Source organism: Vibrio sp. Of7-15 (assembly GCF_022347565.1).
GTDB lineage: Bacteria > Pseudomonadota > Gammaproteobacteria > Enterobacterales > Vibrionaceae > NORP241.
Genome location: NZ_JAKRGH010000009.1, coordinates 90,254 through 115,529, shown reverse-complemented (window position 1 = coordinate 115,529; position 25,276 = coordinate 90,254). Strand labels below are relative to the sequence as shown.

The window sequence follows — 25,276 nt, the reverse complement described above, 5'->3', positions numbered from 1 at the left end:
GATTATAGAGAATCAGTAAATGTACGAGCAATCACATCGCGTTGCTGCTCAGTGGTTAGCGAGTTGAAGCGTACCGCGTAACCAGAAACACGAATTGTTAGTTGTGGGTATTTTTCTGGGTGAGCAACTGCATCTTCAAGAGTTTCGCGCTTAAGAACGTTCACGTTTAGGTGTTGGCCACCTTCAATGCGAGGTGCTGTCTCAATGCCAACTTCACGGTACTCAATTTCACCTAGGTCGTTAGCGGGTACAACTTGATCCGCTTCAAAACCAGCCGCTGCAGCTACACAGCGAGCTTCATTTTTTTCGCTATCTAGTAGCCAGATAGAGTTAAGAAGATCGTCATTTGCTGCTTGAGTAATTTGAATGCCTGTGATCATTACTGTCTCCTAGTTCATTTTGTGGTTAATTTTCGATGTTTTGTTGAGCTGTGTATTATATACCTCATGGGTGCTATTCTAATATTGATTTGCGTCAATTAACAACAAAAAACCTTTTTTAAAAAATGGATATTATCTGTTTTACATCAATAAACGATTAATTATTGAATTATCAGCCTAGATTTTTCCCCTTTTTAAAATAATTAAGATTTCATTTGTAATTTAATTACTACATTTTAGGTGTGGTTATGAATGAAGATACAGGCTTATTCACGGGTTTTCGCCTTATTTTTGTAGGGCAGATGTGTTTGAAGTACAACTTAAGTAGTAGCGAAGGTAAATTGAGAGATGAAATACATAGGAGCTCATGTGTCAGCGGCTGGTGGGGTGGATTTATCACCGTCACGAGCACATGAAATTGGAGCCAATGCGTTTGCGTTGTTCACGAAAAATCAGCGTCAATGGGTAGCTAAACCACTAGAGCCCAAGGTGATATTGGATTTTAAAGCAAATTGTGCCAAGTATGGCTTTAGTGCAGAACAGATTTTGCCACATGATTCCTACCTCATTAACTTAGGCTCGCCCGACAGTGAGAAGCTGGAAAAATCACGCGCCGCTTTTATTGATGAAATGGAACGATGCCAGCAGTTAGGGTTAACGTTATTGAATTTTCATCCAGGCAGTCACTTAAAGAAAATTTCGGAGCAAGAGTGCTTGGCCTTAATTGCAGAGTCCATCAACTTAGCTCATCAAGCAGTACCAGATGTGGTTGCAGTGATTGAAAATACAGCTGGGCAAGGGACAAACCTAGGTTGGAAGTTTGAGCATTTGGCTGAAATCATTGAAGCGGTTGAAGATAAAAGTCGGGTAGGGGTTTGCATTGATACCTGTCATACCTTTGCTGCAGGTTATGATTTGAGTTCACCAGCGGCTTGTGAACAGACTTTTTCAGAATTTGAGCACATTGTTGGAATGCAGTATTTGCGTGCAATGCACCTTAATGACTCAAAGGTTACATTAGGGGCGCGAGTGGATCGCCATCATTCTTTAGGTGAAGGAGAAATTGGATGGAGTTGTTTTGAATATATAATGAAAGATGAGCGATTTAATCGTATTCCTTTGATTTTAGAAACGATTAACCAAAATATTTGGCCTGATGAAATTCAGAAACTACGGCAGTTCTCTTTAGAGGAATCAATTTAAAATTTAGGTGGAGAATAAGTGGCATTAATTTTTCATGGTGTTTAGTTCCATTTACTTACAGTAATAAGAGGACACATCATGAATCATTCTCAATTAGTTACTATGGGTTTTCCTATTCCTCACCGCCTTGTTCAGGGGCGTGGGCACTGGCGATCACCACAAACTCCTCCTAAAACACGATAATGAAAGTTTTTAGCTTGCGCTCCTGACGTTGGTTGTAGATAACAGTAGAATGGGATCATAGGAACATTCTAGAACTAGACAGTCTCAACTCAGGAGCCCTGATGCACACTTCCCTAACTTGGCAAGATGTTATTCAAGCAGAACAAGAAAAAGAATATTTTGCAAATACGTTAGCTTTCGTCCAGTCAGAAAGAGAAGCCGGTAAAACAGTTTTTCCCCCTCAAGAAGATGTTTTTAATGCCTTTGATTTCACTCCTCTTGCAGAGGTAAAAGTGGTGATTTTAGGCCAAGATCCTTACCACGGTCCAAATCAGGCTCATGGCTTATGTTTTTCTGTTTTGCCTGATATTAAAGTGCCTCCTTCTCTTGTGAATATGTATAAAGAGTTAGCTCAGGATATTGAAGGCTTTGAAATTCCTAAGCATGGTTATTTGAAAAGCTGGGCCGATCAAGGGGTGTTATTGCTGAATACGGTATTGACGGTAGAGCAAGGTCAAGCCCACTCTCATGCTAAATCGGGCTGGGAAACCTTTACGGATCAGATTATTCATGTCTTGAACGAACAGACTCAAGGTGTCGTTTTTCTATTATGGGGCGCCCATGCGCAGAAGAAAGGCAAAATGATAGACAGAGATCGTCATTATGTTCTGACTTCGCCTCATCCTTCTCCCCTGTCTGCACGCCGTGGTTTCTTCGGTTGTCAGCATTTTTCGAAAACAAATGAGTATTTAGCCCAGCAAGGTTTGTCCCAGATCAATTGGCAGCCAGATTTAGACGCTTAATTGGGTGTTTTGTAGACAAGCTCAAGGTGAATTTTTAAACAGCAATTAGACTTTTGAGTAGAGAGAAACATCTTTAGGAGGAAGTATGTTGTTAGAAAGCATTCATCGTGAGCATGGCTACATGAATCGGCTCATTGCCGTATTGGAGCAAAAACTTCAGTTGCTGCAAGATGAGAAGCCCATCAATTACACCATTGTGAAAGAAGTGGTGGACTACTTACAGGAATTTTCTGAGCAGAATCATCACCCCAAAGAAGATTTAATCTACCAATATTACGTTGACCACTTTAATGATGTGTCAGCGATTGAAAACTTAGTTGAAGAGCATCATTCTTTAGCAAAAGTGACGGCGGGTTTTTCAGAGGTAGTGGAGATGATCTTAAATGATGCGGTTATTCCCCAGCACCTTTTTATTGTTAAGTTAGAGGCGTTTATTGAGCGTGTAAAAGGGCATTTAGAGTTGGAAAACCAGCAGATCCTTCCTTTGCTGCAAAAGAACTTAAACGAGAAAGATTGGCAATATTTAGAGGCGCAGTGGTGTGAGCAGAGTGATCCTATTTTTGGAGAGGTAGTGGCAGGTAAATACCGCCACTTAGCTGCACGGCTAAATGTCGCCGAAAAAGAAGCGGTATAATACGATTAAGCACTGCTTCTATATAGAAGGAAAAATATCGGAACTAAAGAAGGCGCACGTGGCGCCTTCTTTATTTATAGATCGATATCTTCTAGTGAATAATCGGAAAAAACATCAATATCCATCAATTCCTTTTGTAGGCGTTTGCGCTCTTTTAACGCTTCAATTTCACGCCATTTACGCTTTTGTTGCTTGCCTCTACTCGCTTTTGGTGCAGGGTCCGATGCCAAAATATCATCAAGTGTGAAGCCATCCATAAGCCACCTCTTTAATATAGAAGAATGTTCAGTTATTAAGTACCACAGACTGGGGAATAATAAAATTGAAGTGTTTCGCATTTGTTGCTTTTGCATGAAAGTTTTATGAGTTCATGATCACGCAAATCACAGTAATTTTGAAAAATGGACACTTATTGAGCATCTGAAGTCGGAAAATAAGTATTACATGAAAATTAATTTTGTTACGAAATTGTGTTTTTCAACATAATCAGTGAACAGTCATTGATATGATTAAAATTTAACCGAACAAGGTGTTATTTTTTGCATAATGCCTCTTGCTTGAAAAGGGGGGAAAGGCTTGATACTCGGTAAAAGATATCGCTTTTTGTATTTTTTGAACTGTGTATTTTTATACTGTTTTATTTTTGTTGTTATTGTTTTCTTATTTGGTTGTTTTGTTTGTTTTAGGTTGTCATTTTGTTTGTTGTTTGAGGTTGTTTTTTCGATTTACAGGATAAAGTAACAACCAAGTGAGTTTTGATTCATATTGATTTTTATTCATTATGTTTGCATTATCCTGCCCCGTTGCCACTTCTTCCGACAAGGCAGTTAACAATTCAGTCGGTCTAATTGAACTTATTCGTTATATGCACAGAGTAACAATTAAGCGTTACCATGCATGGCGACTACTATAGTAGTTACAATTAGAATTAAAGGAGTACTTTAGAGCAGTAAGTTAGCTCCTGAAGTACGTAATGTCATTAGGAACTCTACGAGAGGTAAGCGTGACAAGTCTTATTAATTTCCTGAACGACCTATTATGGGGTTCGGTTCTGGTTTATCTTCTAGTCGGTGTTGGTATTTACTTTACGATTCGTCTTGGGTTTATCCAATTCCGCCACTTTGGCCATATGTTCAAAGTATTAAAGAATAGCCGTAAACACGACAAAGCTGGTATTTCATCTTTCCAAGCACTTTGCACCAGCTTAGCAGCACGTGTAGGCACAGGTAATATGGCTGGTGTGGCCGTGGCGTTAACCGTTGGTGGCCCTGGTGCTATTTTCTGGATGTGGCTCATTGCCATGCTAGGTATGGCGACTGCGTTTGCAGAAAGCACATTGGCACAGCTATACAAAACACGCGATGAAGATGGTAACTACCGTGGTGGCCCGGCGTACTACATGGAAAAAGGGTTGGGCATGCGCTGGATGGGCGTGTTGTTCTCTGTTTTCCTGATCATCGCTTTCGGTTTGGTGTTTAATGCTGTTCAAGCAAACTCCATTACTCAAGCAATGCACGTGGCATTCGGTTTTGATCCTTTGTACGTTGGTATTGCCTTAGTAATCATCTCTGCTGTGATTATCTTCGGTGGTTTGCGTACGATTGCACGTACCGCAGAGCTAATTGTACCTGTCATGGCTTTGGCTTACCTTGGTGTTGCTATTTACATCATGCTGGCAAACATTGAGCAATTACCAGATGTGTTAATGCTGATCCTTCGTAGTGCGTTTGGTCTTCAAGAAGCTGCCGCAGGTGGTTTAGGTTATGCGATCGCACAGGCAATGATTAACGGTATTAAGCGTGGTTTGTTCTCAAACGAAGCTGGTATGGGTTCTGCTCCGAATGCTGCGGCATCTGCGACTCCTTACCCGCCGCACCCTGCTTCTCAGGGGTATGTACAGATGCTGGGTGTTTTCATGGATACCGTTGTAATTTGTTCTGCAACCGTAGCGATCATCCTAATGTCTGGCGAGTATGTACCACACAGTGAAGTAACGGGTATTGAGTTAACTCAGCGTGCTCTTACCGCACAGGTGGGTGATTGGGGCGGTATTTTTGTTGCGATTGCGATCTTCTTCTTCGCATTTACATCTATTATTGCTAACTACTCTTATGCGGAAACAAACCTGATTTTCCTAGAGCATAATCACAAAGCGGGTCTGAATGTGTTCCGTGTGATTGTTCTTGGTATGGTGATGTTTGGTGCGTTATCGACGTTACCTACAGTATGGGCAATGGCCGACGTCTCCATGGGACTCATGGCGATAGTGAACTTAATTGCCATTATCTTACTGTCAGGTACGGTGATTAAGCTGGCGAAAGATTATAACAAGCAGTTATCTGCTGGTAAGGTGCCGACGTTTGATAGTAAAGAGTACCCAGAGCTGCATGCCCAGCTTGAAGAAGGTATCTGGGATCAAAGCAAAAAGGATTAATATCTCCCTTGTTTTGACCTATTAAATTGATAGAGAAAGCCATGCTTAGATAGCGTGGCTTTTTTTTGTTTGGATGCTATTCTAACCACCAGTTTAGTAAAGGAAATAGTCTTATGTTAATTGTGGTTTCTCCAGCCAAAACCCTTGATTATGAATCACCACTGGCAACGAATACTTATACTCAGCCTGAGTTGGTTGACCATTCGGTGGAGTTGATTGAGCAATGCCGACAGTTAACTCCGTCTGATATTGCAACGCTGATGAAAGTGAGCGATAAAATCGCAGGTCTAAATGCTGCTCGATTTGAACAGTGGCAGCCAGAATTTACCCAAGAGAATGCTCGCCAGGCTATTTTGGCATTCAAAGGGGATGTTTACACTGGTTTGGATGCAAACTCATTAACGGAAGATGATTTTCAGTATGCTCAGCAGCACCTGCGTATGTTGTCTGGGCTGTATGGTTTGTTAAAGCCGCTGGATTTAATGCAGCCATACCGTCTAGAAATGGGCACGAAGCTGGCCAACAAGCGTGGTACGAATTTGTATCAGTTCTGGGGTACGGTGATCACAGAGAAGTTAAATCAAGCATTGTCTGAACAAGGTGATGATGTCTTGGTGAATTTAGCGTCTAATGAGTATTTTAAGGCGGTAAAACCAAAAAGCTTAGAAGCAAAAGTGATCACGCCAGTGTTTAAAGACTGTAAAAATGGCACCTATAAAGTGATTAGCTTTTACGCGAAAAAAGCACGAGGCATGATGGCTCGCTACATCATTGAAAAGCGTCTTGATAATGTTGAACAGTTAAAAGAGTTTGATGTGGCTGGATACTATTTTGTTGAAGCTGAATCAACCACTACTGAATTTGTCTTTAAGCGCGAAGAGCAATAGTTTTAATTGTGTTTGAAGCATAAAAAAGCTGCGATGAACTCGCAGCTTTTTTTGATGGTAAGGATGAAAAGTCGTGTGCTTAAACGCTTACGCTTTCTTTTTTAGCTTTTTCGCGGCTTTCTTCTTTTTACCGGCGATAGTCTTTTTATCTAATTTCTTTTTCTTCTTTTTCACGACTTTTGATTTTTTGTGAGTTGGTTTTAACCCTTCAATAAATCGCTCTTTAATCTCTTCTTTTGTGTAACGTCCTACACGTTCGATCATACCTTGGTCGTGGGCTTCAATTAGAGCAACTGCGTTACCTTTTTTACCTGCACGTGCTGTACGGCCAATACGGTGTAGGTATACATCTGCGGTACGAGGCATATCGAAGTTAATCACATGGCTAACATCCGGTAAGTCGATGCCACGAGCAGCAACGTCGGTCGCGATCAGTACATTAACCGTGCCATCACGGAAACGTTCAATGGCATTATTACGACGCTCTTGAGGCATTTCACCTTGGATCCATGCACATGGAATTTGCGCGCTTTCTAGCTGGCCACGTAGATCGGCTAGGCGATCACGGGTTTTCACGAAAATAATAGAACGTTCAGCTTGCTCGGTGATGATGTTTTTCAGCAGGGCCAGCTTGTGTTCCATGTTATCGGCACGGTGGTACCACTGATTGATCTTCTTACGTTCACGGCGAGAAGGGTCCGCGTCGACTTCTGCTGGATCGGTCAGTAGATCTTCGGTGAAACCTTCAACCCCTTTACCTTCTAGTGTTGCAGAGAATAGAAGGGTTTGTTTACGCCAGCGACACTCTTTGGATAAGCGGTCAACAACTGGGCCAAAACCCATGTCTAGCATACGGTCTGCTTCATCAAGAATCAGAGATTCAATAGCACGACAATCAAATTTCTCCGCTTCAATGTATTCCATTAAACGGCCAGGTGTCGCCACCACGATGTCTTGAGTTGTGCCAAGTATCTCGGCGTGCTCTTGGTAAGCAATACCACCTGTGATGGTAAATACTTTTAAATTCGTGTGCTTGGCTAAACCACGGGCGTGCTCTGCGACCTGCATGGCTAATTCACGAGTAGGAGTTAGCACAAGTACACGAGCAGGGCCAGGTTTGGTGCGAGGGAAATCTTCTAGGTGCTGAAGTGCAGGAAGAATAAATGCCGCTGTTTTACCTGTGCCAGTGGGGGCTGAAGCTAAAACATCACGGCCATCGAGCGCATGCGGGATCGCCTGTGCTTGAACTTGAGTTGGTCGCTGGTAGCCCATCTCCTCAATTGCTTGTAGTAGGTTTTGGGACAGCTCTAAATCTGCAAAAGTTCTGATCAAAGGTTGTTTCTCCACGCTGGTGCCGATGCAAATAAATTAGCCAGCAATTATAAAGCCTAATGCGATCTGGATCACCGATCTTTTTCAGTAAAAATCACTTTATGGTGAGTGAAAGGGCGCTGATTACATTTTCAAATAGAAATCTTTTGTTAGGTCAGTGAATTCTTCACTGTATTGTCCCGCCCTATGGATCATTAATTCATTACGATCACATTGAACGTTAGGGTGAACCTCTAGTGATAATTCAATAAGTAATCGGGAAACTGGCTTCGTTGGGGTGGTTTTGATTTCTGTTAGCCGTGTTAAAACAAATCCGTGTGAGTCGCTTAACTCGATAAACAGTTGCCCTTCTACTGCTGGAAGAATAAAACTGGCTGTTCCCTTTACATTGAGTAACTGTTGGCAAATTTCCAGTAAGTGCTGGTGTGTGAGTGAGTCTGTGTGCCTTGCTGTGGCGCGGTTATCTTGATGCGACTGCTCGCCATTATTAAAGTAGGGCGGGTTGCAGATAATCGCATCGAAATGCGCGCATTTTTCTGGTGTGGTCACCAGTGTACTGACATTTTGGTGCTTTAAGGTGAGGCGTTCTGCCCAGCGGCTTTGCTCAAAGTTTTGCAATGCGGCTTGAGCGGCTGAAGGTTCGATTTCGACTGCGGTAATTTGTGCATGTGCATTACGTTGTGCACAAATGAGAGAAAGTAGGCCTGTGCCACTCCCAATATCCAATATTGTTTGAGCTTTTTTTATATTGGCCCACGCCCCTAATAACACACCATCTGTACTGACGGGCATGCCACATTGGTGAGCATCAATGTGGAACTGTTTGAATGTAAAGCTTTTTGCCATGATTGCCTCAGCAAGAGATTATTTATAGCAGACGATAGAGTGCTATGTTGTTTAGTTTTTAATTCTGTTTCTTTTATGTTGGGTGAACTTTAAATCTAAATGGTGTGTATTGATAAAATGAGATTATTTGGATTTAGATATTGCTTTGGTTTTTAATATTAGTTTTATATTCTGCTTTTTTGGTTTTGATTTGGAAGATTGTAGCGTTTTAGCCTGAGCTATTGCTTGTTGATACATTATTGTCCATTATGCTGCGACAAATGTCACATTTAGATAATGAAACTAAATTGATATTACGAATATAACAAAACAAACACAACATGACAGACAAGGGTTTTCTGTGAAACAGAATCTAAAATTAACAGACATAATCGCGTTAGGCTTTATGCTTTTCGCCTTTTTTTTAGGTGCCGGTAATATTATTTTCCCACCGTTAGCTGGTCAGTTAGCGGGTGATAATGTAATGCCAGCGATGTTTGGTTTTCTTGCAACGGCAGTAGGTCTCCCTCTTATAACCATTATTGCTATCGCTGTTGCTGGTGGATCATGGGCTGCACTAACACGTGATTTACCTTTAAAAGCTGCGACACTGATGGCGGTACTGATTTTTATCATCATTGGCCCTGCATTTGCGGCTCCTCGTACTGGTCTTGTTGCGTATGAAATGGCAGTTAAACCATTTTTGGCTGACGCAGGTCAAGCAAGCCTAACCCTGTTTTCTATTGTGTTTTTTGCTGTTGCACTTATCTTCTCATGGGCGCAAGGTAAATTGCTTGATGTGATCGGCAAACTGCTGACGCCAGCTCTGTTCATTGGTTTAATTGTACTTGCTATTGCGGTATTCATTAACCCTCAGGGTGACATTGCCGCTGCGCAAGGTGGTTATGTTTCTCAAGCATTCACAACGGGCTTCATTGACGGTTACCAAACAATGGATACGTTTGGCTCTTTGATGTTTGGTATGTTGATTGTTGAAGCGCTTCGTAACAAAGGCATTACTGAGCAAGGCCCAACGACTAAATACCTTATCTGTGCTGGTTTGATTGCGGCGGCAGGTCTTGCGTTTGTTTACATTTCATTATTCTACCTTGGTGCGACAAGCAGCACGGTTGCGTTGGGTGTTGATAATGGCGGTGTGATTCTAGCGCAATACGTTCATGCTCTATTTGGCTCAGCAGGTCAGGTGGTTCTGTCTGTGATTGTACTGCTTGCTTGTTTAACAACAGCAATTGGTCTTATTTCTGCGTGTTCAGATTACTTCAGTTCTTTAACACCATTGCCGTACAAAGCTTGGGTGGTGATTAACTCTGTAGCGTGTGCGGTAGTTGCAAATGTTGGTTTGAGCCAGCTAATTGCTCTGTCTGTTCCTGTATTGTTTGCCTTATACCCAGTGGCTATTGCTCTTGTGGCTCTGACATTTGTACGCAAGTTCTTACCAAACCCACGTTTGTCTTACCGTGTGGTTATTTTGGTTGCATTGGTCTTTGCTTTACTTGATGCGGCAAAAGTGGCGGGCGTTGATGTGTCTGCATTCTCTATGTTGCCATTGTTTGAGTATGGTATGGCGTGGCTATTACCAACAGCAGCAGCGATTGTGTGCATGAAGTTTGTTGGCGGTTATGCAAAACCACAAGCAAAAACGGCTTAATGTTGTAAAACAAAAGTGAGCCTTTATAGATAAAAGAAAGGGGTGCTGTTAAGGCACCCCTTTTTTATTTTTCTTACAGCGTATCGTGGTATTCCACTAAAATCTGTTCACACCAGTTCTGAATGCGTTCATCACTTAGCTCATATTGGCTGTCTTCATCAAGGGCTAGGCCAACAAACTGTGTATCATTATTAATTAACGCTTTTGAGGCTTCAAATTCATAGCCTTGATTTGGCCAGTAACCAATGAACTGTACGCCAGTTGGTTTTAGTTGATCATGTAATAGACCCATGGCGTCTAAATACCATTCGCCATAGCCTTCTTGATCCCCTAAACCAAAGAGTGCTACCACTTTGCCATTTAATGTCAGTCCATCTAATTGCTCCCATACGGCCAACCAGTCTTCTTGAATTTCACCAAAATCCCATGTGGAAATGCCAAGAATTAATAAATCGTAATCGTTCATTAATTGCGGGGGAGTTTCTTTAATATTGTGAATATCAATTAGCTCTGCGCCAATAATATCGCGAATTTTCTCCGAGGCCATTTCGGTGTAACAAGTTGTAGAGCCATAAAACAGACCGATTTTCATGTAGGGCTTCCATTGGAACAATAGGTAAAGCGATTCTACCGATAATTACTCTCATCCCCAACCATCTAAGCTAATATTATTTTTTGCACAAGAAAGGCGCTTGCGTTTTTTTGATGGTTCAGTACCTTAGCGGGTAAGTGAGAAATGACCTGAGGGTTTATACAGGATGAACAGCGATACGGCTTTAATGGAGCGCTTTCTTGATGCCATGTGGATGGAAAGAGGCTTGTCTGAAAATACGCTCGTTTCTTATCGTAATGATCTCTCTAAGCTGATCCAGTGGCTGGGTGATAATAACTATAAATTGGAATCGATCAGTATATTAGGCTTACAGAGTTACCAGTCGTGGCTTGCGGATAAGGAATTTAAGCAAACATCACGCGCCCGGATGCTATCGGCGATTCGTCGCCTTTTTCAGTACATGCATCGTGAGAAAATGCGAGCTGATGATCCCAGCGCATTATTAGTGAGTCCGAAATTACCGCAACGACTGCCGAAAGATTTGTCGGAAGATCAGGTGGATGCCTTGTTGGCCGCTCCTGATACTAATGATCCTATTCAATTACGTGACAAAGCGATGTTGGAGTTGCTTTACGCGACTGGTTTACGTGTGACGGAGTTAGTCAGCTTAACCATGGAAAACGTTAGCTTGCGCCAAGGGGTAGTGCGTGTCACGGGTAAAGGGGATAAAGAACGCTTGGTGCCACTTGGGGAAAATGCCATTGATTGGATTGAAACCTTTATCACTGAAGGCAGACCCGCTTTATTAGGGCAGAAAACATCTGATGTGGTGTTTCCAAGTAAACGTGCCAAGCAGATGACAAGGCAAACTTTTTGGCATCGCATTAAGCATTATGCCATGATTGCTGGCATCGACGGCGATACGCTATCCCCCCATGTTTTACGTCATGCATTTGCAACTCACTTGCTTAATTACGGAGCAGATCTTAGAGTAGTGCAAATGTTATTAGGACACAGTGATTTATCGACGACTCAGATATATACTCATGTGGCAACTGAGCGCTTAAAACAGATTCACGAGCAGCATCACCCTCGCGCATAAGCGTTGAACTTTATAAAAAATACAGACTCTACTGTTCATCGCCCATGTTCAACATTCGAACGATTGATTTAGCAGGTAATTATTAATGACCTTTACTCGCCGTATTACTGCAGGTTTATTTGCAGTGCTTACCGCCGCTTCTTTTCACGCTTTTGCGGACAATGAAAAAATCACAGAACGTTTAGCCTCTATTGGTTTGAACGCAGATTCTATTACCCCGTCGCCTGTTGAAGGAATAAAAGAGGTTCAAACCAGCCAAGGAATCTTTTTTGTTTCCGATGATGCGAAGCACTTCTTTCACGGCAAGCTATATCAGTTTGATGACCAAGGTAACTTAACAGACATTGTTGCGAAGCGTTTGGTGAAAAAACTGAATGAATATGAAGAAGACATGATTGTTTTTCCTGCGAAAGAAGAAAAGCATGTCGTGACGGTCTTTACTGATATTAGTTGTGGCTACTGCCGTAAGTTACATAACGAGATGGCAGACTATAATGATGCAGGCATCACTATTCGTTACCTTGCTTTCCCTCGTGGTGGTATGCAATCTCAAACAGCGGAGGCCATGAGCAAGATTTGGTGTTCAGCGGATAATACTGAGGCTATGCACCTAGCAAAAACGGGTAAATCATTAGGTAATGGTAAGTTGAATGATATTCAACAGTGCCGTGCGACGATTGAAAAGCAGTATCAACTAGGTGTTCAAATGGGTGTAACAGGGACACCGGCAATGGTACTTGAAGATGGCACTATGATCCCTGGTTACCAGCCTGCTACTCGTTTAAGTCAAACATTAAACGCCCGCTAAACTTAGACTTATAATTCATTAAAAGGGCCTGCTTTGTTGGGCCCGCATTCCTATTATGATTGAAATCAAACGCCGTCCCGAACAAGATACATCTTGCTTACCTGACTCGATTCCTCCTCTTTTACAGCGTATTTATTGTAGCCGAGGCCTTACTTCTGTCTCTCAGCTGGAACGAGGGGCAAAAGGTTTACTCAATTACCAAAAATTGTATGGCATTACCGCTGCGGTTGAGATTTTAGCACAAGCACTAGCTGATAATCGCCGAGTGATTGTGGTGGGGGATTTTGATGCTGATGGCGCAACCAGTTCTGCATTGTCTGTTTTGGCGATGCGCATGCTGGGCAGTCAGAATGTGGATTACTTAGTGCCGAACCGATTTGATGATGGTTATGGTTTGAGCCCGGAAGTGGTTGAGCAGGCGCAAGAGCGTGGTGCGGAAGTGATCATGACCGTAGATAATGGCGTTTCTTCCATTGATGGGGTGGCCGCTGCAAAAGCCAAAGGCATGACGGTGATTGTTACCGATCACCATTTGCCAGGGGATACATTGCCAATTGCCGATGCCATTGTGAACCCGAATCTTCAAGAGTGTTCTTTTCCTTCAAAAGCCTTGGCGGGGGTTGGTGTTGCGTTTTATTTAATGCTGGCATTACGAGCCCACCTTCGAGAGCAAAACTGGTTCCAACAGCGCCGTATTCCTGAGCCAAACTTAGCTGAGTTATTGGATTTAGTGGCCTTGGGAACAGTTGCAGATGTGGTAGCACTGGATGAAAACAACCGTATTTTGGTGCATCAGGGGCTACAACGCATTCGTGCGGGTAAATGTCGCCCAGGTATTTTGGCGCTGATTGAAGTGGCGAACCGTGATCCTAAACGGTTAATTGCTTCAGACTTTGGTTTTGCTCTAGGCCCACGAATTAATGCTGCTGGACGACTGGATGATATGTCGTTTGGGGTTGAACTGCTTATGTGCCAAAACATTCACGCCGCTCGCCGCATGGCATCAGAGCTGGATGCGTTGAATCAAACTCGCAAAGAGATTGAGCAAGGCATGAAAGAAGAAGCCATGGCCATTTGCGAACGCTTGAAACTCGGTACTGATAGCGAATTACCTTACGGATTGGCGTTATTTCAGCGAGATTGGCACCAAGGGGTGATTGGTATTTTAGCGTCTCGGATTAAAGACAAATTTCATCGCCCGGTGATTGCGTTTGCCGATGGTGGAGAAGGGTTGATCAAAGGGTCTTGCCGCTCCATTGTTGGGCTGCATATGCGAGATGCGTTAGATTTAATTGATACTCGTAATCCAGGATTGATTTTAAAGTTTGGTGGGCATGCTATGGCGGCGGGTCTTACCATTAAAGAAGCTGATTTTGAGCGTTTTTCAAAAGCGTTTGACGATATTGTACGCAGTAGTCTGGAAGAAGATGCTTTAAAAGGTGTGCTACTGTCGGACGGTGAGCTTCTTCCTAATGAGCTAAACATGGAGACCGCCGAGATCATCCGTTCTGGTGGACCGTGGGGCCAAGCCTTCCCTGAACCTTTGTTTGATGGTGAGTTTAAAGTACTTCATCAAAAACTGGTGGGCGAAAAACACCTTAAGTTAATGGTTGAGGCTGTGTCGCGTGGTTTTGGTTCTGGGGTGATGATTGATGCGATTGCCTTTAATGTTGATTTGCGTCGTTGGCCTGATGCCTCAGTGAAAACAGTACATCTTGCGTATCGTCTTGATGTAAATGAGTTCCGTGGCAATCGTTCTTTGCAGTTAATGATTGAAGACATTGAAGCCAAGTAATTGGACTTAGTTTACTCACTACCCCCAAGTGAAGCGCCTACGTTGCGTTTTTCACTTGGGTTTTTCTTACTTTAAATCCACTCAATAATATCCAGTAATAAAATTACGACTTTCCTTCTATCTTCGCTGTATCTTCCTTGCACTTTTGGGTAAAATTCCTCGGTTAAATTCTATTCATTAATGATTGGCAAGCATGTTTGAAATCAATCCAATAAAAAACCGCTTACAGGATGTGTCTGAACGCACAAATATCCTGAGGGGGTATCTTTGACTATGACGCAAAGAAAGAGCGTCTAGAAGAAGTCAACGCAGAACTTGAACAACCGGATGTGTGGAACGAACCTGAGCGTGCACAAGCGTTAGGTAAAGAGCGTTCTTCACTTGAAGCGGTTGTTGAAACCATTGATCAGCTAGACCAAGGCGTAGAAGACGTTGAAGGTCTGCTTGAGCTGGCCGTGGAAGAAGAAGATCAAGAAACGTTTGATGAAATTGAACCAGAGTTAGCTGATCTTGAAGGTAAACTAGAAAAACTGGAATTCCGTCGTATGTTTTCTGGCGACCATGATCCTTCAGATTGTTATATTGATTTGCAATCAGGTTCAGGTGGTACAGAAGCGCAAGATTGGACTTCAATGATGCTGCGCATGTACTTGCGTTGGGCTGAAGCGAAAGGTTTCAAAACCGAAGTGATTGAAGTATCAGACGGTGATGTGGCTGGCCTGAAAGGGGCAACAGTTAAAATCTCTGGTGAGTACGCTTATGGTTGGCTACGTACAGAAACGGGTGTACACCGTTTAGTGCGTAAGTCACCATTTGATTCAGGCGGCCGTCGACACACTTCTTTTGCGTCTGCGTTTATTTATCCTGAGATTGATGACAACATCGCGATCGACATTAACCCAGCCGATCTACGTATCGACGTATACCGTGCATCGGGTGCGGGTGGTCAGCATGTTAACACCACGGAATCTGCGGTACGTATTACTCACTTGCCAACCAACACTGTGGTTCAGTGTCAAAATGACCGTTCTCAGCATAAGAACAAAGATCAGGCAATGAAGCAGTTAAAAGCAAAACTGTTTGAGCTTGAACTGCAAAAGCAAAATGCTGAAAAGCAAGCCAATGAAGATTCGAAATCTGATATCGGCTGGGGCAGCCAGATCCGCTCTTATGTACTAGATGACTCGCGCATCAAAGATTTGCGTACTGGCGTAGAAAACCGCAATACTCAAGCAGTTCTTGACGGTGATTTAGACAAATTTATTGAAGCTAGCCTGAAGTCAGGCCTGTAAGCTTTCTATCGACATATACAGGGTACATCTAAAATGACTGATGCTGTTCAAAACGAAAACGTACAAGAAGCCTCTTCACCTGAAGAAAATAAGCTGATTGCTGAGCGTCGCGCTAAGCTGGATCATATCCGTCAGAGCTGTAAAGCAAACGGCCACCCAAATGACTTCCGCCGTGAGCACTTAGCGGGTGATCTTCAAGCGGAATTTGGTGAAAAGACGAAAGAAGAGCTAGAAGAGCTAAACCACATTGTTGCAATTGCTGGCCGTGTTATGGCGAAGCGTGGTCCTTTCCTAGCGATTCAAGAAACATCTGGTCGTATCCAAGCATACGCAGCGAAAGATGTTCAAAAAGTATTGAAAGAGAAATACCAAGGTCTAGATATCGGTGACATCATCGGTGTTAAAGGTGCACTTCACAAATCAGGTAAAGGTGACCTTTACGTGAACATGGAAGAGTTTGAATTGCTGACTAAAGCACTTCGCCCTCTACCAGAAAAATTCCACGGTCTAACTGACCAAGAGATGCGTTACCGTCAGCGTTACGTTGACCTAATTGTGAACGAAGATTCTCGTAATGCATTCATTGTGCGTTCTAAGCTTGTGTCTTCAATCCGTAACTTCATGAGCTCAAAAGGCTACCTAGAAGTTGAAACGCCAATGATGCATGTGATCCCGGGTGGTGCAACGGCACGTCCATTCATCACTCACCACAATGCACTAGACATCGATATGTACCTACGTGTTGCTCCTGAGCTTTACCTGAAGCGTCTAGTGGTTGGTGGTTTTGACCGTGTATTCGAGATCAACCGTAACTTCCGCAACGAAGGTCTGTCTCCACGTCATAACCCTGAATTCACAATGATGGAATTCTACCAAGCGTACTCTGACTACAAAGATCTAATGGATCTTACAGAAGAGATGCTAAGCACGGCAGCAATGGACGTTTTAGGTTCTACGTCTATGCCTTACGGTGATGAAACAGTCGAGTTTGGCGGTAAGTACGCGCGTATGAGCATGTTCGATGCGATCAAACACTACAACCCTGAGCACGCTGAGATTCAAGCACTAACAGAAGCAGACCTGCAAGACCGTGAGAAGATGGTAGCAATCGCGAAATCGGTACACGTAGAAGTAGAAACGTTCTGGACATGTGGTCAGCTTCTTGAAGAGATCTTTGGTGAAACGGCTGAGCCTCAGCTAATCCAACCAACGTTCATCACTGGCTACCCAGCGGACATCTCTCCTCTAGCACGTCGTAGCGATGACAACCCGTTCTTCACTGACCGTTTTGAGTTTTTCATCGGTGGTCGTGAAGTGGCAAATGGTTTCTCTGAGCTTAACGATGCAGAAGATCAAGATGAGCGTTTCAAAGCACAAGTTAACGCGAAAGACGCAGGTGATGATGAAGCAATGTACTATGATGCAGATTACATCACTGCACTAGAGCACGGCCTGCCACCAACGGCTGGTCAAGGTATCGGTATCGATCGCCTAGCAATGCTATTTACAAACACGCACACAATCCGTGATGTAATTTTGTTCCCAGCAATGCGTCCACAGCAATAACAATAATACTCTGATTAACAGAGGATGTTGTTTTTGTTTATTCTCAAAGCCACCATCTCGGTGGCTTTGTTGTTTTTATGGGCAAGTGAGTGACCTTTCGTCTCTATTTATGCTGCCTAGATCTCATTTTTTGTTTAAATTAAAGGTGTTCATGTTATTTGTATGCAGAATGCGTCCCTTCGCGTTTTTATAAATGAAAGTATGAGTAAATGAAACATTATCTAATCCCCGCTATTACCGTTGCTCTAATGACTGGTTGTATCTCGACGTCTCTAACGCCACCACCTTCTGACTTTGTTGGTAAAGTTCCTGCCGAAGTAAATGAAAGCATGAAAGAGCTGAATCATTTAGAGCCAATCCCTTTTCACGGTGGCCGAGGCGGTTACACATCTTTCCATTATGATGAGAATACCGCTTTACTGACGATTGTGCGGAAGCTCAAAGGTAATCGCTGGGAATGGGGTGTGAGTAAAAGCGAATCAAAGGAAGCGTTGTTGGACATTGCTTGTAATAACTTTAAGGATGAATTAGACAGTGGTGTTGGCATCCGAGAATGGAGGGTTGGCAACAAGGGCTTTGTCAGCGATATTGTGACCAGTGAATCGTGTAATGACTACCAATCTAAAAATAATGGTTAACTATTCACACTGAACTTTCCTTATTTTATAAGACATTATGCATAGAATAAAAAAGTCACCGTCATGGTGACTTTTTTATTGGCTGCGTTTTAAACGTTTTTTGCCATTCTAGCACGTGATGAATGTCACGCTTCTCATAATTTAACATATAACTATACAGTTTGTTGTTTTGTTATTTATGTTTTTATTGTTATTGATAAGTTACCGTTTTATAAGAATTTTAAATTAGATGACTGTTATGTGATTATGATTGAAGTGATATTTTCTGTTAATTCATGTTAATAAAAATGTGATTTCAGGGCTTTCCAGAGTGTTTCATTTATGTAAAATGTCGCCAATTGCACTGGAAGCAGTGAAAAATATATAAATCTAAAAAACATGTAAGCACAACACTCTGGAGTTGGATTATGCAACAATCGCTATCTAGCAAGATTTTTATAGGCCTTTTTATTGGCTTGATTATAGGTACGGCAATTCAGTATCTATTTAACGGGGTTACTATCATGGATACCTACCTTCTTGGCTTAGCTGAGGGTGTTGGTGGCATGTTTGTATCATTAATTAAGCTGTTAGTTGTTCCTTTGGTTTATGTATCGATTGTATGCGGTATTGTTGAATTAAAAGACATCACATCTTTTGGTCGTTTAGGTGGTAAAACTTTTGGTCTTTACATTATTAACACCATCATTGCGATCACGGCTGCTCTAACTGTAGGTATGATCTTTGCGCCAGGTGCTGATGCTAATTTAGCTGGTACAGTAGAAGCAGGCTCTGTTGTTTTGAAAACGACGGAAACACCAGATATCTTCTCGCTTATCACGAACATTGTGCCAAGCAACCCTGTTCAAGCATTTGCAAGTGGTGACATGCTGCAAATCATCTTTATGGCCATTCTTACTGGTTTAGCTATTCAAGCGCTTGATTCTCGCGGTGGCCCTGCTATCAAGACGTTTAAAATGGCAAACGAAATCATGATGAAGCTGGTTGGCCTTGTGATGAATTTGGCTCCATTCGGTGTATTTGCCCTAATGATTCAGTTGGGTGCGACATTGGATGGCAACACGCTAATGTCTGTAGCTGGTTATGTCATGCTGGTTATTGCCATGCTAGTGTTCTGGATTTTCTTCTTCTACCCAATGATGGTTGCTTTAACGACGGGCATTAAGCCAACTCAGTTTTTACGTCACACTCGTGAGCAAGTGTTGTTCTCACTATCAACAGCAAGCTCAAACGCGACAATTCCAGTAACAATGCGCACCCTTACTGATAAAATTGGTGTATCAAAATCAGTAGCAGGCTTTGGTGTACCACTAGGTGCGACAATGAACATGTCTGGTGTGTCTATTTACATTGCATTAGCAACTATTTTTGTAGCAAACGCATTTGGCCAACCAATCAACAGTGCCGATTTATTTACGTTAGGTTTAACGATTTTGCTTCTATCTATTGGTGCGGGTGGTGTTCCTGGTGGTGGTGTAGTAATGGTTGGTGTTCTTCTGCATCAACTAGGTTTACCACCAGAAGGTCTGGCAATCGTTGCTGCTGTTGACCGCATTAACGACATGTTCTGTACATCTTCAAACGTTGTTGGTGATACTGCGGTAAATACGATTGTTGCGAAATCAGAAAATGAAATTAATGTTGAAGAGAAAGACGTTGCTGCCGAAAAAGCGACAGCATAATTTCAAACTGAATTACGTCTATTAGAAAAGCTCCTTCGGGAGCTTTTTTTATTGATAATGCTATATATTGATAATTTGTCTTGAACGGAAAAACTTATTACATATATACATGTATTTGTTGAACCAAATCCAAACATCTCATAAATGAGACACAGTTCCGTCTTAAAAACGTTATAGTGAATTCTTACTTTTGAAAATATTTATAAAATTATCAAATTCATTTTAAAAGGAATTGTTCTATGGGTACTCAATTCAGGATGGATTCTGTCCCAGGATCTTTAGTTGTTGTTGGTGGTGGGTATGAACCTTGGCTTGCGGTTTTGGAGCAGGTGGGGTGGCGTTGTCATCGTTGTTATGATTTACGTGCGGCACAGACACTTTTCACTGAACTTGGCCCCTGTATCGGCATTGTGGATTTAAGCCACGATGATTTTAGTCTTAATGGCATTGCTACTTTGGTTAACAATAATAAAGCGGTTCGTTGGTTAGCCTTTATTCGTGAAGATCAGCTTAATTCAGATACGATTTGCCAGTTTATCGTTAATTTTTGCATTGATTTCTTCACTGCACCCATTCCTGATGCACAGCTTTTAAATACTATTGGTCATCAGCTTGGTATGTTAAAACTGGAGCGTAAAGTATGGCCCAAATTGGGTGAGCATACTGATATGGGGTTACTTGGTGATACTCAACCGATTAAGCGCCTTCGAGATCAGGTTCGTCGTGTTGCTCCAACAGATGTGTCAGTGTTGATCACTGGAGAAAATGGAACAGGCAAAGAATTAGTCGCTCAAGCTATTCATCAGGCTTCCAGTCGTAATAAAGGGCCATTCGTGTCTGTAAACTGCAGTGCGTTGTCTGATGTTCGCATTGAAGCTGAGTTATTTGGCATTAAGCCGGATAATCAGACTGAGCTTAATCAGGTATCCCGACTTGAAGCAGCAGATGGCGGTACGCTGTTTTTAGATAATGTCAATGACTTATCGATTAAACAACAGTTGCATCTGCTGTATTTTTTACAGGAAGGCAGAGCCGATACGGCCACAGGCTCGAAAGAGCTAGATGTTCGTGTAATAGTGGCTTCACATACCGATATTGAGCAGGCGGTCGCTGCTGGGTCATTCAAAGATGATCTATTCTATCGCATTAATGTATTAAGAATTGCAGTGCCTGCACTTCGTGATCGTAATGCCGATATTGTTCTACTAGCTCAGCACTTTTTACAAAAGTACGCCCGAGAATATAACGCCCAAGCGCGTAGTTTTTCTGAAAGAGCCAAGCGAAGTATGACGCAGTACAGTTGGCCGGGAAATGTTCGTGAGTTAATCAATCAAGTAAAAAGGGCGGTATTATTAGCTGATGATTTAGTGATTGAAGAAGAGCATTTAGAGCTGCCACAGCGTGGTGAAAATAAACGCAGTTTACGTACTATTCGTGAGCACTCAGAACGAGATGCGTTATTGATGGTGTTAGAATCACACGAAGGCCAAGTCTCGGCTGCTGCGAAAGAGTTAGGGGTTTCTCGTGCAACGATGTATCGCTTACTCAATAAGCATAATCTTATTTCAGAGCCAAGAACTTACAGCTAAATAGTATGCTCATTACTGCGATATAAATGAAGCCGTAGCTAGATTTGTAGTTACGGTTTTTTTATAGGTCAGATGGTTATTTCTATTCTTAGTTTGTTATAAGTTATAACAGTTAATTTTTCATACGCTTTCAAGCAGAGGGATAAATGCTTTTTAGGTGTATGAGGCTGCCAGATATATGGTTGATCTGTTTGTTTTGGGGGGATAGCAAAACATTCCCTTGATAAATGCACCCAGTTGTTTAAAATTTACACCATATTCATATCAAATTTAGATTTATTGCATAGAAAGGAGGCATATCATGACTAATTCAATCATCTCAATGACAGCATGTGCCGATCGTACGTTCCTTATGGCGTCAGATCATCCTTGTAAACAAACTAAGCAATAAATCCGTATCCAACACTATTTGGGCCGCGGATAGAAGCGGCTTGAGTAAGGTTCTTTTCATCTTAGATTTGCCCGCTTTTAATCCAACGCTCTTTTTCACAACCATTGAAAAGGAGAGACGTTATGCGTCAATCACTATACCTGCGTATCGCTGTACTACTTGTTCGTGCTGATTTACATCGTGAAGAGAAAAAATGGCATAAGGCACATCGCCAAGCGAAATTTGATTTGCCGTTTTATAATGTTCATTTGCTAAAAGATATCGGCTTATACATTGATGGCACGACAATTGGTTCTGTATTCGAAGCCAAAGATAAAGCTGCCCGAACTGTTCGTCATTTACGTCGCGCTGCTCGATCTCGAATAGTCACGTAGCCCTAGCGCTGTATTTGACAGGTGACAAATACAGCGCTGTAACCGATATATCACCAGTGACCTCTTTACTCACTTCCCTGTATTATCTATGTAATACAATATCTTGAGCATCGAGTGGTGGTGTATCTAAAACAAAAAATGCCCCATATTCCTCGGGGCATTTTTATAGGAAAAAGAGAGTGCTAAAGCATTATGGACAAGGATTAGAGTATTGAATTCCAACTTGTTGTAAGTCCGCTCTGACATCAGAAGACAGCTCTAATTCGATACTTTTTATATTACTTTCTAATTGCTCTAAGTTAGTCGCACCAATGATATTAGAAGCCACAAAAGGGCGTTGGTTGACAAAAGCCAGTGCCATCTGCGCAGGGTCTAACCCATGTTTGTTGGCGATATCAATATAAGCTTGTGTTGCTGCGATGCCTTGTGGATTAAAGTAGCGAGAAAACCGTTCAAATAAAGTACACCGTGCTCCAGCTGGCTTTTTGCCATCAAGGTATTTCCCACTGAGTGTACCAAAGGCAAGCGGCGAGTAAGCGAGTAATTCAACCCCTTCATGATGACTGATTTCAGATAGTCCGACTTCAAAGCTACGGTTGAGTAGGTTATAAGGGTTTTGTATTGAGACTATTCGTGGCAAATCATGTTTTTCCGCTAACTTTAAGAGGCTCATTACTCCCCAAGGAGTTTCATTTGAAACACCGATGTAACGAATTTTTCCTGCCTTGATGAGATCAGCTAACGCATCAAGCGTATCTAATAAGGTGATACCGTCATTGGTTTCTTGGTATTCATAGTTGAGTTGGCCAAAACAGTTAGTTTGGCGCTGGGGCCAGTGAAGTTGGTAAAGATCGATGTAATCTGTTTGTAAGCGTGTCAAACTATCATCAATCGCAGCATGAATATTACGGCGATCTAAAGCCATATTCTCACGGATATATGGCACGCTACGTGGTCCAGCTACTTTGGTAGCAAGGATGACCTTTTCTCTTCTGGCTGTCTTTTTTAGCCATGAGCCAATGTATTCTTCGGTCTTGCCTTGTGATTTTCCATTCGGTGGGACGGGGTACATTTCCGCAGTGTCGATAAAATTAACGCCATGTTCGATGGCAAAATCTAGCTGGTTATGAGCATCTTGCTCAGTATTCTGCTCACCAAAGGTCATTGTTCCGAGACAAATCTTACTTATTTCCAATGATGAGTGTGGCAACTTATGATATTTCATATCCTCTCCATGGCAGCGTCTATCATACTCATATCATTGACTATAAACGAGAGGCTGTGTTCCTAAAAGCTTTATATCATTATGGCCAAGGCACACCGATTTACTTTGGGTGGTAGAAATGGCGCTCTAGCATCGCTCCGGTAAAGTGTGTTTTTAAGTAAAAGCCACGTGGAAGAGTTTTAATAGGCTGACCATCATGCCCGTAAGCCTCAGTGAGTGCTCTGCTGTTTGCTGCTTTTGGACGAAGCTGGAGAACTTCTCCGTGTTTTGCGGTAATTTGCTCTACTTTTCCAAGTACAATCAGATCCATAAGCTCTTCCCAATCTTGTTTGAGTTGTTGCTCTTCTTCAACTGATGGGGACCATAAGAGCGGAGATCCTACTCGACGTTCTTTAATGGGGATTTCTCTTTCACCTTCCACAGGGATCCACAAAACCTGGGCTAGCTTATGTCGAATATGGCTGTTTTCCCAACTAAGTCCATGTATACCTGTTAATGGAGCCACACAAACAAATGTGGTTTCCAGCGGTTTGCCAGAATGGCTAATAGGAATAGTTTTAAGTTCAATGCCAAGATTAATAAAGTCTGGTAAGGGCTTGCTACCAGCCGATGCGCCTAAATGCCATTCGATCAGTTGCCCGACCCAGCCTTTATCGCGCTTGAGATCGAGGGGAACTTCAACTCCAGCTTGTTGAGCTAGCGTGTCAAGATCAAGGCCAGCTAATGCGTGAGCACGATCCATGAGTTCAGAGGTGGTAGCAGGAGGAAGTGGCATAGTATGTACTTTTAAGGGGCTAATTAACCCAAAAATTATAACGTTACTTAAGATAAAGGCTCAATATCATCACGCGTTTTTGATTTGTTTAGTAAAGATAAGAATAAAGAACTATTTATATAAAAACTTATCCACAGGGGGCTTAACCTTTTTTATTTATATTCATGTATTGGATATACATACAGGTTTTTTCTCATATTTTAAGGTGTTAATACAAATCTTAGCTGAAAAAAAAGCCTCTTTTGTGGATAAAAATAAAATTGTACGATATTTGACCTTTCTGTGTTTTATGATGATTCAACTGAGAGTTATTTTAATGATATAAAGCCCACTGGTTTTAAGTTGTTGATTTTATGTTTTTATTATTGTTTTCTTGTTGTTTTTTTCTTTTTGAAAAACGGGGGAGAAATTACGCTGTCTCTTTAAGCAGTTGTTTTTCACAAAGTTACCCACAGAAAAGGTGAATAAATGTGGTCTTTGTCTCATTTTTATGTTGATAAGTGTCTTGATGAGTATTAGTTATGCCGGAAGTGGGCGCTAAGTAGGAAAATAAGCACCAGTTTTGTGATCAGATTTGCCCACAGTAGGGATCTGTGAAAAAATCAGAATTAATAGGTATTTATATTTGAGGTCTATCCAGTGATAGATGGCGATGGTTACCGTCCTAATGTAGGAATTGTCATATGTAATAACCATGGTCAAGTCTTCTGGGCAAAGCGATATGGGCAACACTCTTGGCAATTTCCTCAAGGGGGCATTGATAACGGTGAAACACCAGAACAAGCCATGTTTCGGGAACTATATGAAGAGGTTGGCCTAACTAAGAAAGACGTGAAAATTTTAGCGACTAGCCGATATTGGCTACGTTATAAATTGCCTAAACGTCTTGTTCGTTGGGATTCAAAACCCGTTTGTATTGGACAGAAACAGAAGTGGTTTTTGCTGCGTCTAGAATGCGATGAATCCAAGGTAAACATGCAGCGAGGCAAATCACCCGAATTTGATGGCTGGCGCTGGGTAAGCTATTGGTATCCAGTGCGACAGGTTGTTTCTTTTAAGCGTGATGTATATCGACGGGCAATGAAAGAATTTGCGCCGATCACTATGCCTTTTAAAGAGCGTAAATCGAAAAGGAAAAGCAACAAAAGAGGCTAGTC

At 42.1% G+C, this 25,276-nt stretch carries 23 protein-coding genes; 16 read left to right on the top strand and 7 right to left on the bottom strand.

Translation table 11 applies throughout. The features are described from left to right. Positions 1–2: 2 nt before the first annotated feature. Complete coding sequence (grcA, locus tag MHO82_RS12105) at positions 3–380, bottom strand: autonomous glycyl radical cofactor GrcA (RefSeq protein ID WP_239184205.1); 378 nt, start codon at positions 378–380, stop codon at positions 3–5. A 348-nt stretch (positions 381–728) separates the two neighbouring features. On the opposite strand from grcA, the gene nfo reads away from it, so the two are divergent. From nfo to MHO82_RS12090, 3 genes are all read left to right on the top strand, one after another. Next, positions 729–1,583: a deoxyribonuclease IV gene (gene nfo / locus MHO82_RS12100; RefSeq protein WP_239184204.1), complete on the top strand. Its 855-nt coding sequence runs from the start codon at positions 729–731 to the stop codon at positions 1,581–1,583. A gap of 284 nt (positions 1,584–1,867) precedes the next feature. Continuing rightward, positions 1,868–2,548, top strand: a complete 681-nt coding sequence (gene ung / locus MHO82_RS12095; protein WP_239184203.1) for a uracil-DNA glycosylase — start codon at positions 1,868–1,870, stop codon at positions 2,546–2,548. Between the two features lie 85 nt (positions 2,549–2,633). Continuing rightward, positions 2,634–3,182 carry a hemerythrin domain-containing protein gene (locus tag MHO82_RS12090; protein ID WP_239184202.1) on the top strand — a complete coding sequence of 183 codons (549 nt, stop codon included), beginning with the start codon at positions 2,634–2,636 and terminating at the stop codon, positions 3,180–3,182. A 74-nt stretch (positions 3,183–3,256) separates the two neighbouring features. Here the strand turns inward: MHO82_RS12090 and MHO82_RS12085 are convergent, their stop codons facing one another. Continuing rightward, positions 3,257–3,439, bottom strand: a complete 183-nt coding sequence (locus tag MHO82_RS12085; RefSeq protein ID WP_239184201.1) for a DUF3545 family protein — start codon at positions 3,437–3,439, stop codon at positions 3,257–3,259. 746 nt (positions 3,440–4,185) lie between these two features. On the opposite strand from MHO82_RS12085, the gene MHO82_RS12080 reads away from it, so the two are divergent. Next, positions 4,186–5,616 carry a sodium:alanine symporter family protein gene (locus MHO82_RS12080; RefSeq protein ID WP_239184262.1) on the top strand — a complete coding sequence of 477 codons (1,431 nt, stop codon included), beginning with the start codon at positions 4,186–4,188 and terminating at the stop codon, positions 5,614–5,616. A gap of 113 nt (positions 5,617–5,729) precedes the next feature. After that, positions 5,730–6,503 (top strand): peroxide stress protein YaaA, encoded by a 774-nt coding sequence (yaaA, locus tag MHO82_RS12075; RefSeq protein WP_239184200.1) that lies wholly within the window; start codon positions 5,730–5,732, stop codon positions 6,501–6,503. Positions 6,504–6,590: 87 nt separating this feature from the next. Here the strand turns inward: yaaA and srmB are convergent, their stop codons facing one another. Both srmB and MHO82_RS12065 read right to left on the bottom strand, forming a co-directional pair. Beyond that, complete coding sequence (gene srmB / locus MHO82_RS12070) at positions 6,591–7,835, bottom strand: ATP-dependent RNA helicase SrmB (protein WP_239184199.1); 1,245 nt, start codon at positions 7,833–7,835, stop codon at positions 6,591–6,593. A 123-nt stretch (positions 7,836–7,958) separates the two neighbouring features. Then, positions 7,959–8,681: a tRNA1(Val) (adenine(37)-N6)-methyltransferase gene (locus MHO82_RS12065; protein ID WP_239184198.1), complete on the bottom strand. Its 723-nt coding sequence runs from the start codon at positions 8,679–8,681 to the stop codon at positions 7,959–7,961. A 340-nt stretch (positions 8,682–9,021) separates the two neighbouring features. On the opposite strand from MHO82_RS12065, the gene brnQ reads away from it, so the two are divergent. Beyond that, entirely contained in the window at positions 9,022–10,329 is a 1,308-nt protein-coding gene (gene brnQ, locus MHO82_RS12060) for a branched-chain amino acid transport system II carrier protein (RefSeq protein WP_239184197.1), read from the top strand. A 73-nt stretch (positions 10,330–10,402) separates the two neighbouring features. Here the strand turns inward: brnQ and fldB are convergent, their stop codons facing one another. Then, a complete protein-coding gene (fldB, locus tag MHO82_RS12055; RefSeq protein ID WP_239184196.1) occupies positions 10,403–10,921 on the bottom strand; it encodes a flavodoxin FldB in 519 nt (172 codons plus the stop codon). Between the two features lie 166 nt (positions 10,922–11,087). On the opposite strand from fldB, the gene xerD reads away from it, so the two are divergent. The 9 genes from xerD (at position 11,088) to MHO82_RS12010 (ending at position 22,119) form a co-directional block, all read left to right on the top strand. Beyond that, on the top strand, positions 11,088–11,984 hold the full coding sequence (gene xerD / locus MHO82_RS12050; protein ID WP_239184195.1) for a site-specific tyrosine recombinase XerD: 897 nt from the start codon (positions 11,088–11,090) through the stop codon (positions 11,982–11,984). Positions 11,985–12,069: 85 nt separating this feature from the next. Then, positions 12,070–12,792, top strand: a complete 723-nt coding sequence (gene dsbC, locus MHO82_RS12045; RefSeq protein ID WP_239184194.1) for a bifunctional protein-disulfide isomerase/oxidoreductase DsbC — start codon at positions 12,070–12,072, stop codon at positions 12,790–12,792. Positions 12,793–12,847: 55 nt separating this feature from the next. Then, entirely contained in the window at positions 12,848–14,587 is a 1,740-nt protein-coding gene (gene recJ, locus MHO82_RS12040; RefSeq protein WP_239184193.1) for a single-stranded-DNA-specific exonuclease RecJ, read from the top strand. 193 nt (positions 14,588–14,780) lie between these two features. Continuing rightward, positions 14,781–15,879, top strand: a protein-coding gene (prfB, locus tag MHO82_RS12035) for a peptide chain release factor 2 (protein WP_239184192.1) whose coding sequence is annotated in 2 segments (ribosomal slippage) — positions 14,781–14,855 and positions 14,857–15,879 — 1,098 coding nt in all. Because the reading frame shifts where the segments join, the coding sequence is not laid out codon by codon here. Positions 15,880–15,912: 33 nt separating this feature from the next. Continuing rightward, positions 15,913–17,445: a lysine--tRNA ligase gene (lysS, locus tag MHO82_RS12030; protein ID WP_239184191.1), complete on the top strand. Its 1,533-nt coding sequence runs from the start codon at positions 15,913–15,915 to the stop codon at positions 17,443–17,445. 209 nt (positions 17,446–17,654) lie between these two features. Then, positions 17,655–18,083 carry a hypothetical protein gene (locus tag MHO82_RS12025; RefSeq protein WP_239184190.1) on the top strand — a complete coding sequence of 143 codons (429 nt, stop codon included), beginning with the start codon at positions 17,655–17,657 and terminating at the stop codon, positions 18,081–18,083. Positions 18,084–18,490: 407 nt separating this feature from the next. Further along, positions 18,491–19,765 carry a dicarboxylate/amino acid:cation symporter gene (locus MHO82_RS12020; protein WP_239184189.1) on the top strand — a complete coding sequence of 425 codons (1,275 nt, stop codon included), beginning with the start codon at positions 18,491–18,493 and terminating at the stop codon, positions 19,763–19,765. A gap of 239 nt (positions 19,766–20,004) precedes the next feature. Next, positions 20,005–21,354, top strand: a complete 1,350-nt coding sequence (locus tag MHO82_RS12015; protein ID WP_239184188.1) for a sigma-54 dependent transcriptional regulator — start codon at positions 20,005–20,007, stop codon at positions 21,352–21,354. Positions 21,355–21,867: 513 nt separating this feature from the next. Further along, a complete protein-coding gene (locus MHO82_RS12010) occupies positions 21,868–22,119 on the top strand; it encodes a DUF1127 domain-containing protein (protein WP_239184187.1) in 252 nt (83 codons plus the stop codon). A 190-nt stretch (positions 22,120–22,309) separates the two neighbouring features. On the opposite strand, the gene MHO82_RS12005 is transcribed toward MHO82_RS12010, so the two are convergent. Together MHO82_RS12005 and mutH are read right to left on the bottom strand one after the other, a co-directional pair. Next, positions 22,310–23,344 carry an NADP(H)-dependent aldo-keto reductase gene (locus MHO82_RS12005; RefSeq protein ID WP_239184186.1) on the bottom strand — a complete coding sequence of 345 codons (1,035 nt, stop codon included), beginning with the start codon at positions 23,342–23,344 and terminating at the stop codon, positions 22,310–22,312. A 100-nt stretch (positions 23,345–23,444) separates the two neighbouring features. After that, positions 23,445–24,119 (bottom strand): DNA mismatch repair endonuclease MutH, encoded by a 675-nt coding sequence (gene mutH / locus MHO82_RS12000; protein WP_239184185.1) that lies wholly within the window; start codon positions 24,117–24,119, stop codon positions 23,445–23,447. 639 nt (positions 24,120–24,758) lie between these two features. Here mutH and rppH point away from each other — a divergent pair. Then, the gene (gene rppH / locus MHO82_RS11995) at positions 24,759–25,274 is read left to right on the top strand and encodes an RNA pyrophosphohydrolase (protein ID WP_239184184.1); all 516 of its coding nucleotides are present in this window, start codon (positions 24,759–24,761) and stop codon (positions 25,272–25,274) included. The last annotated feature ends 2 nt before the right edge of the window (positions 25,275–25,276 follow it).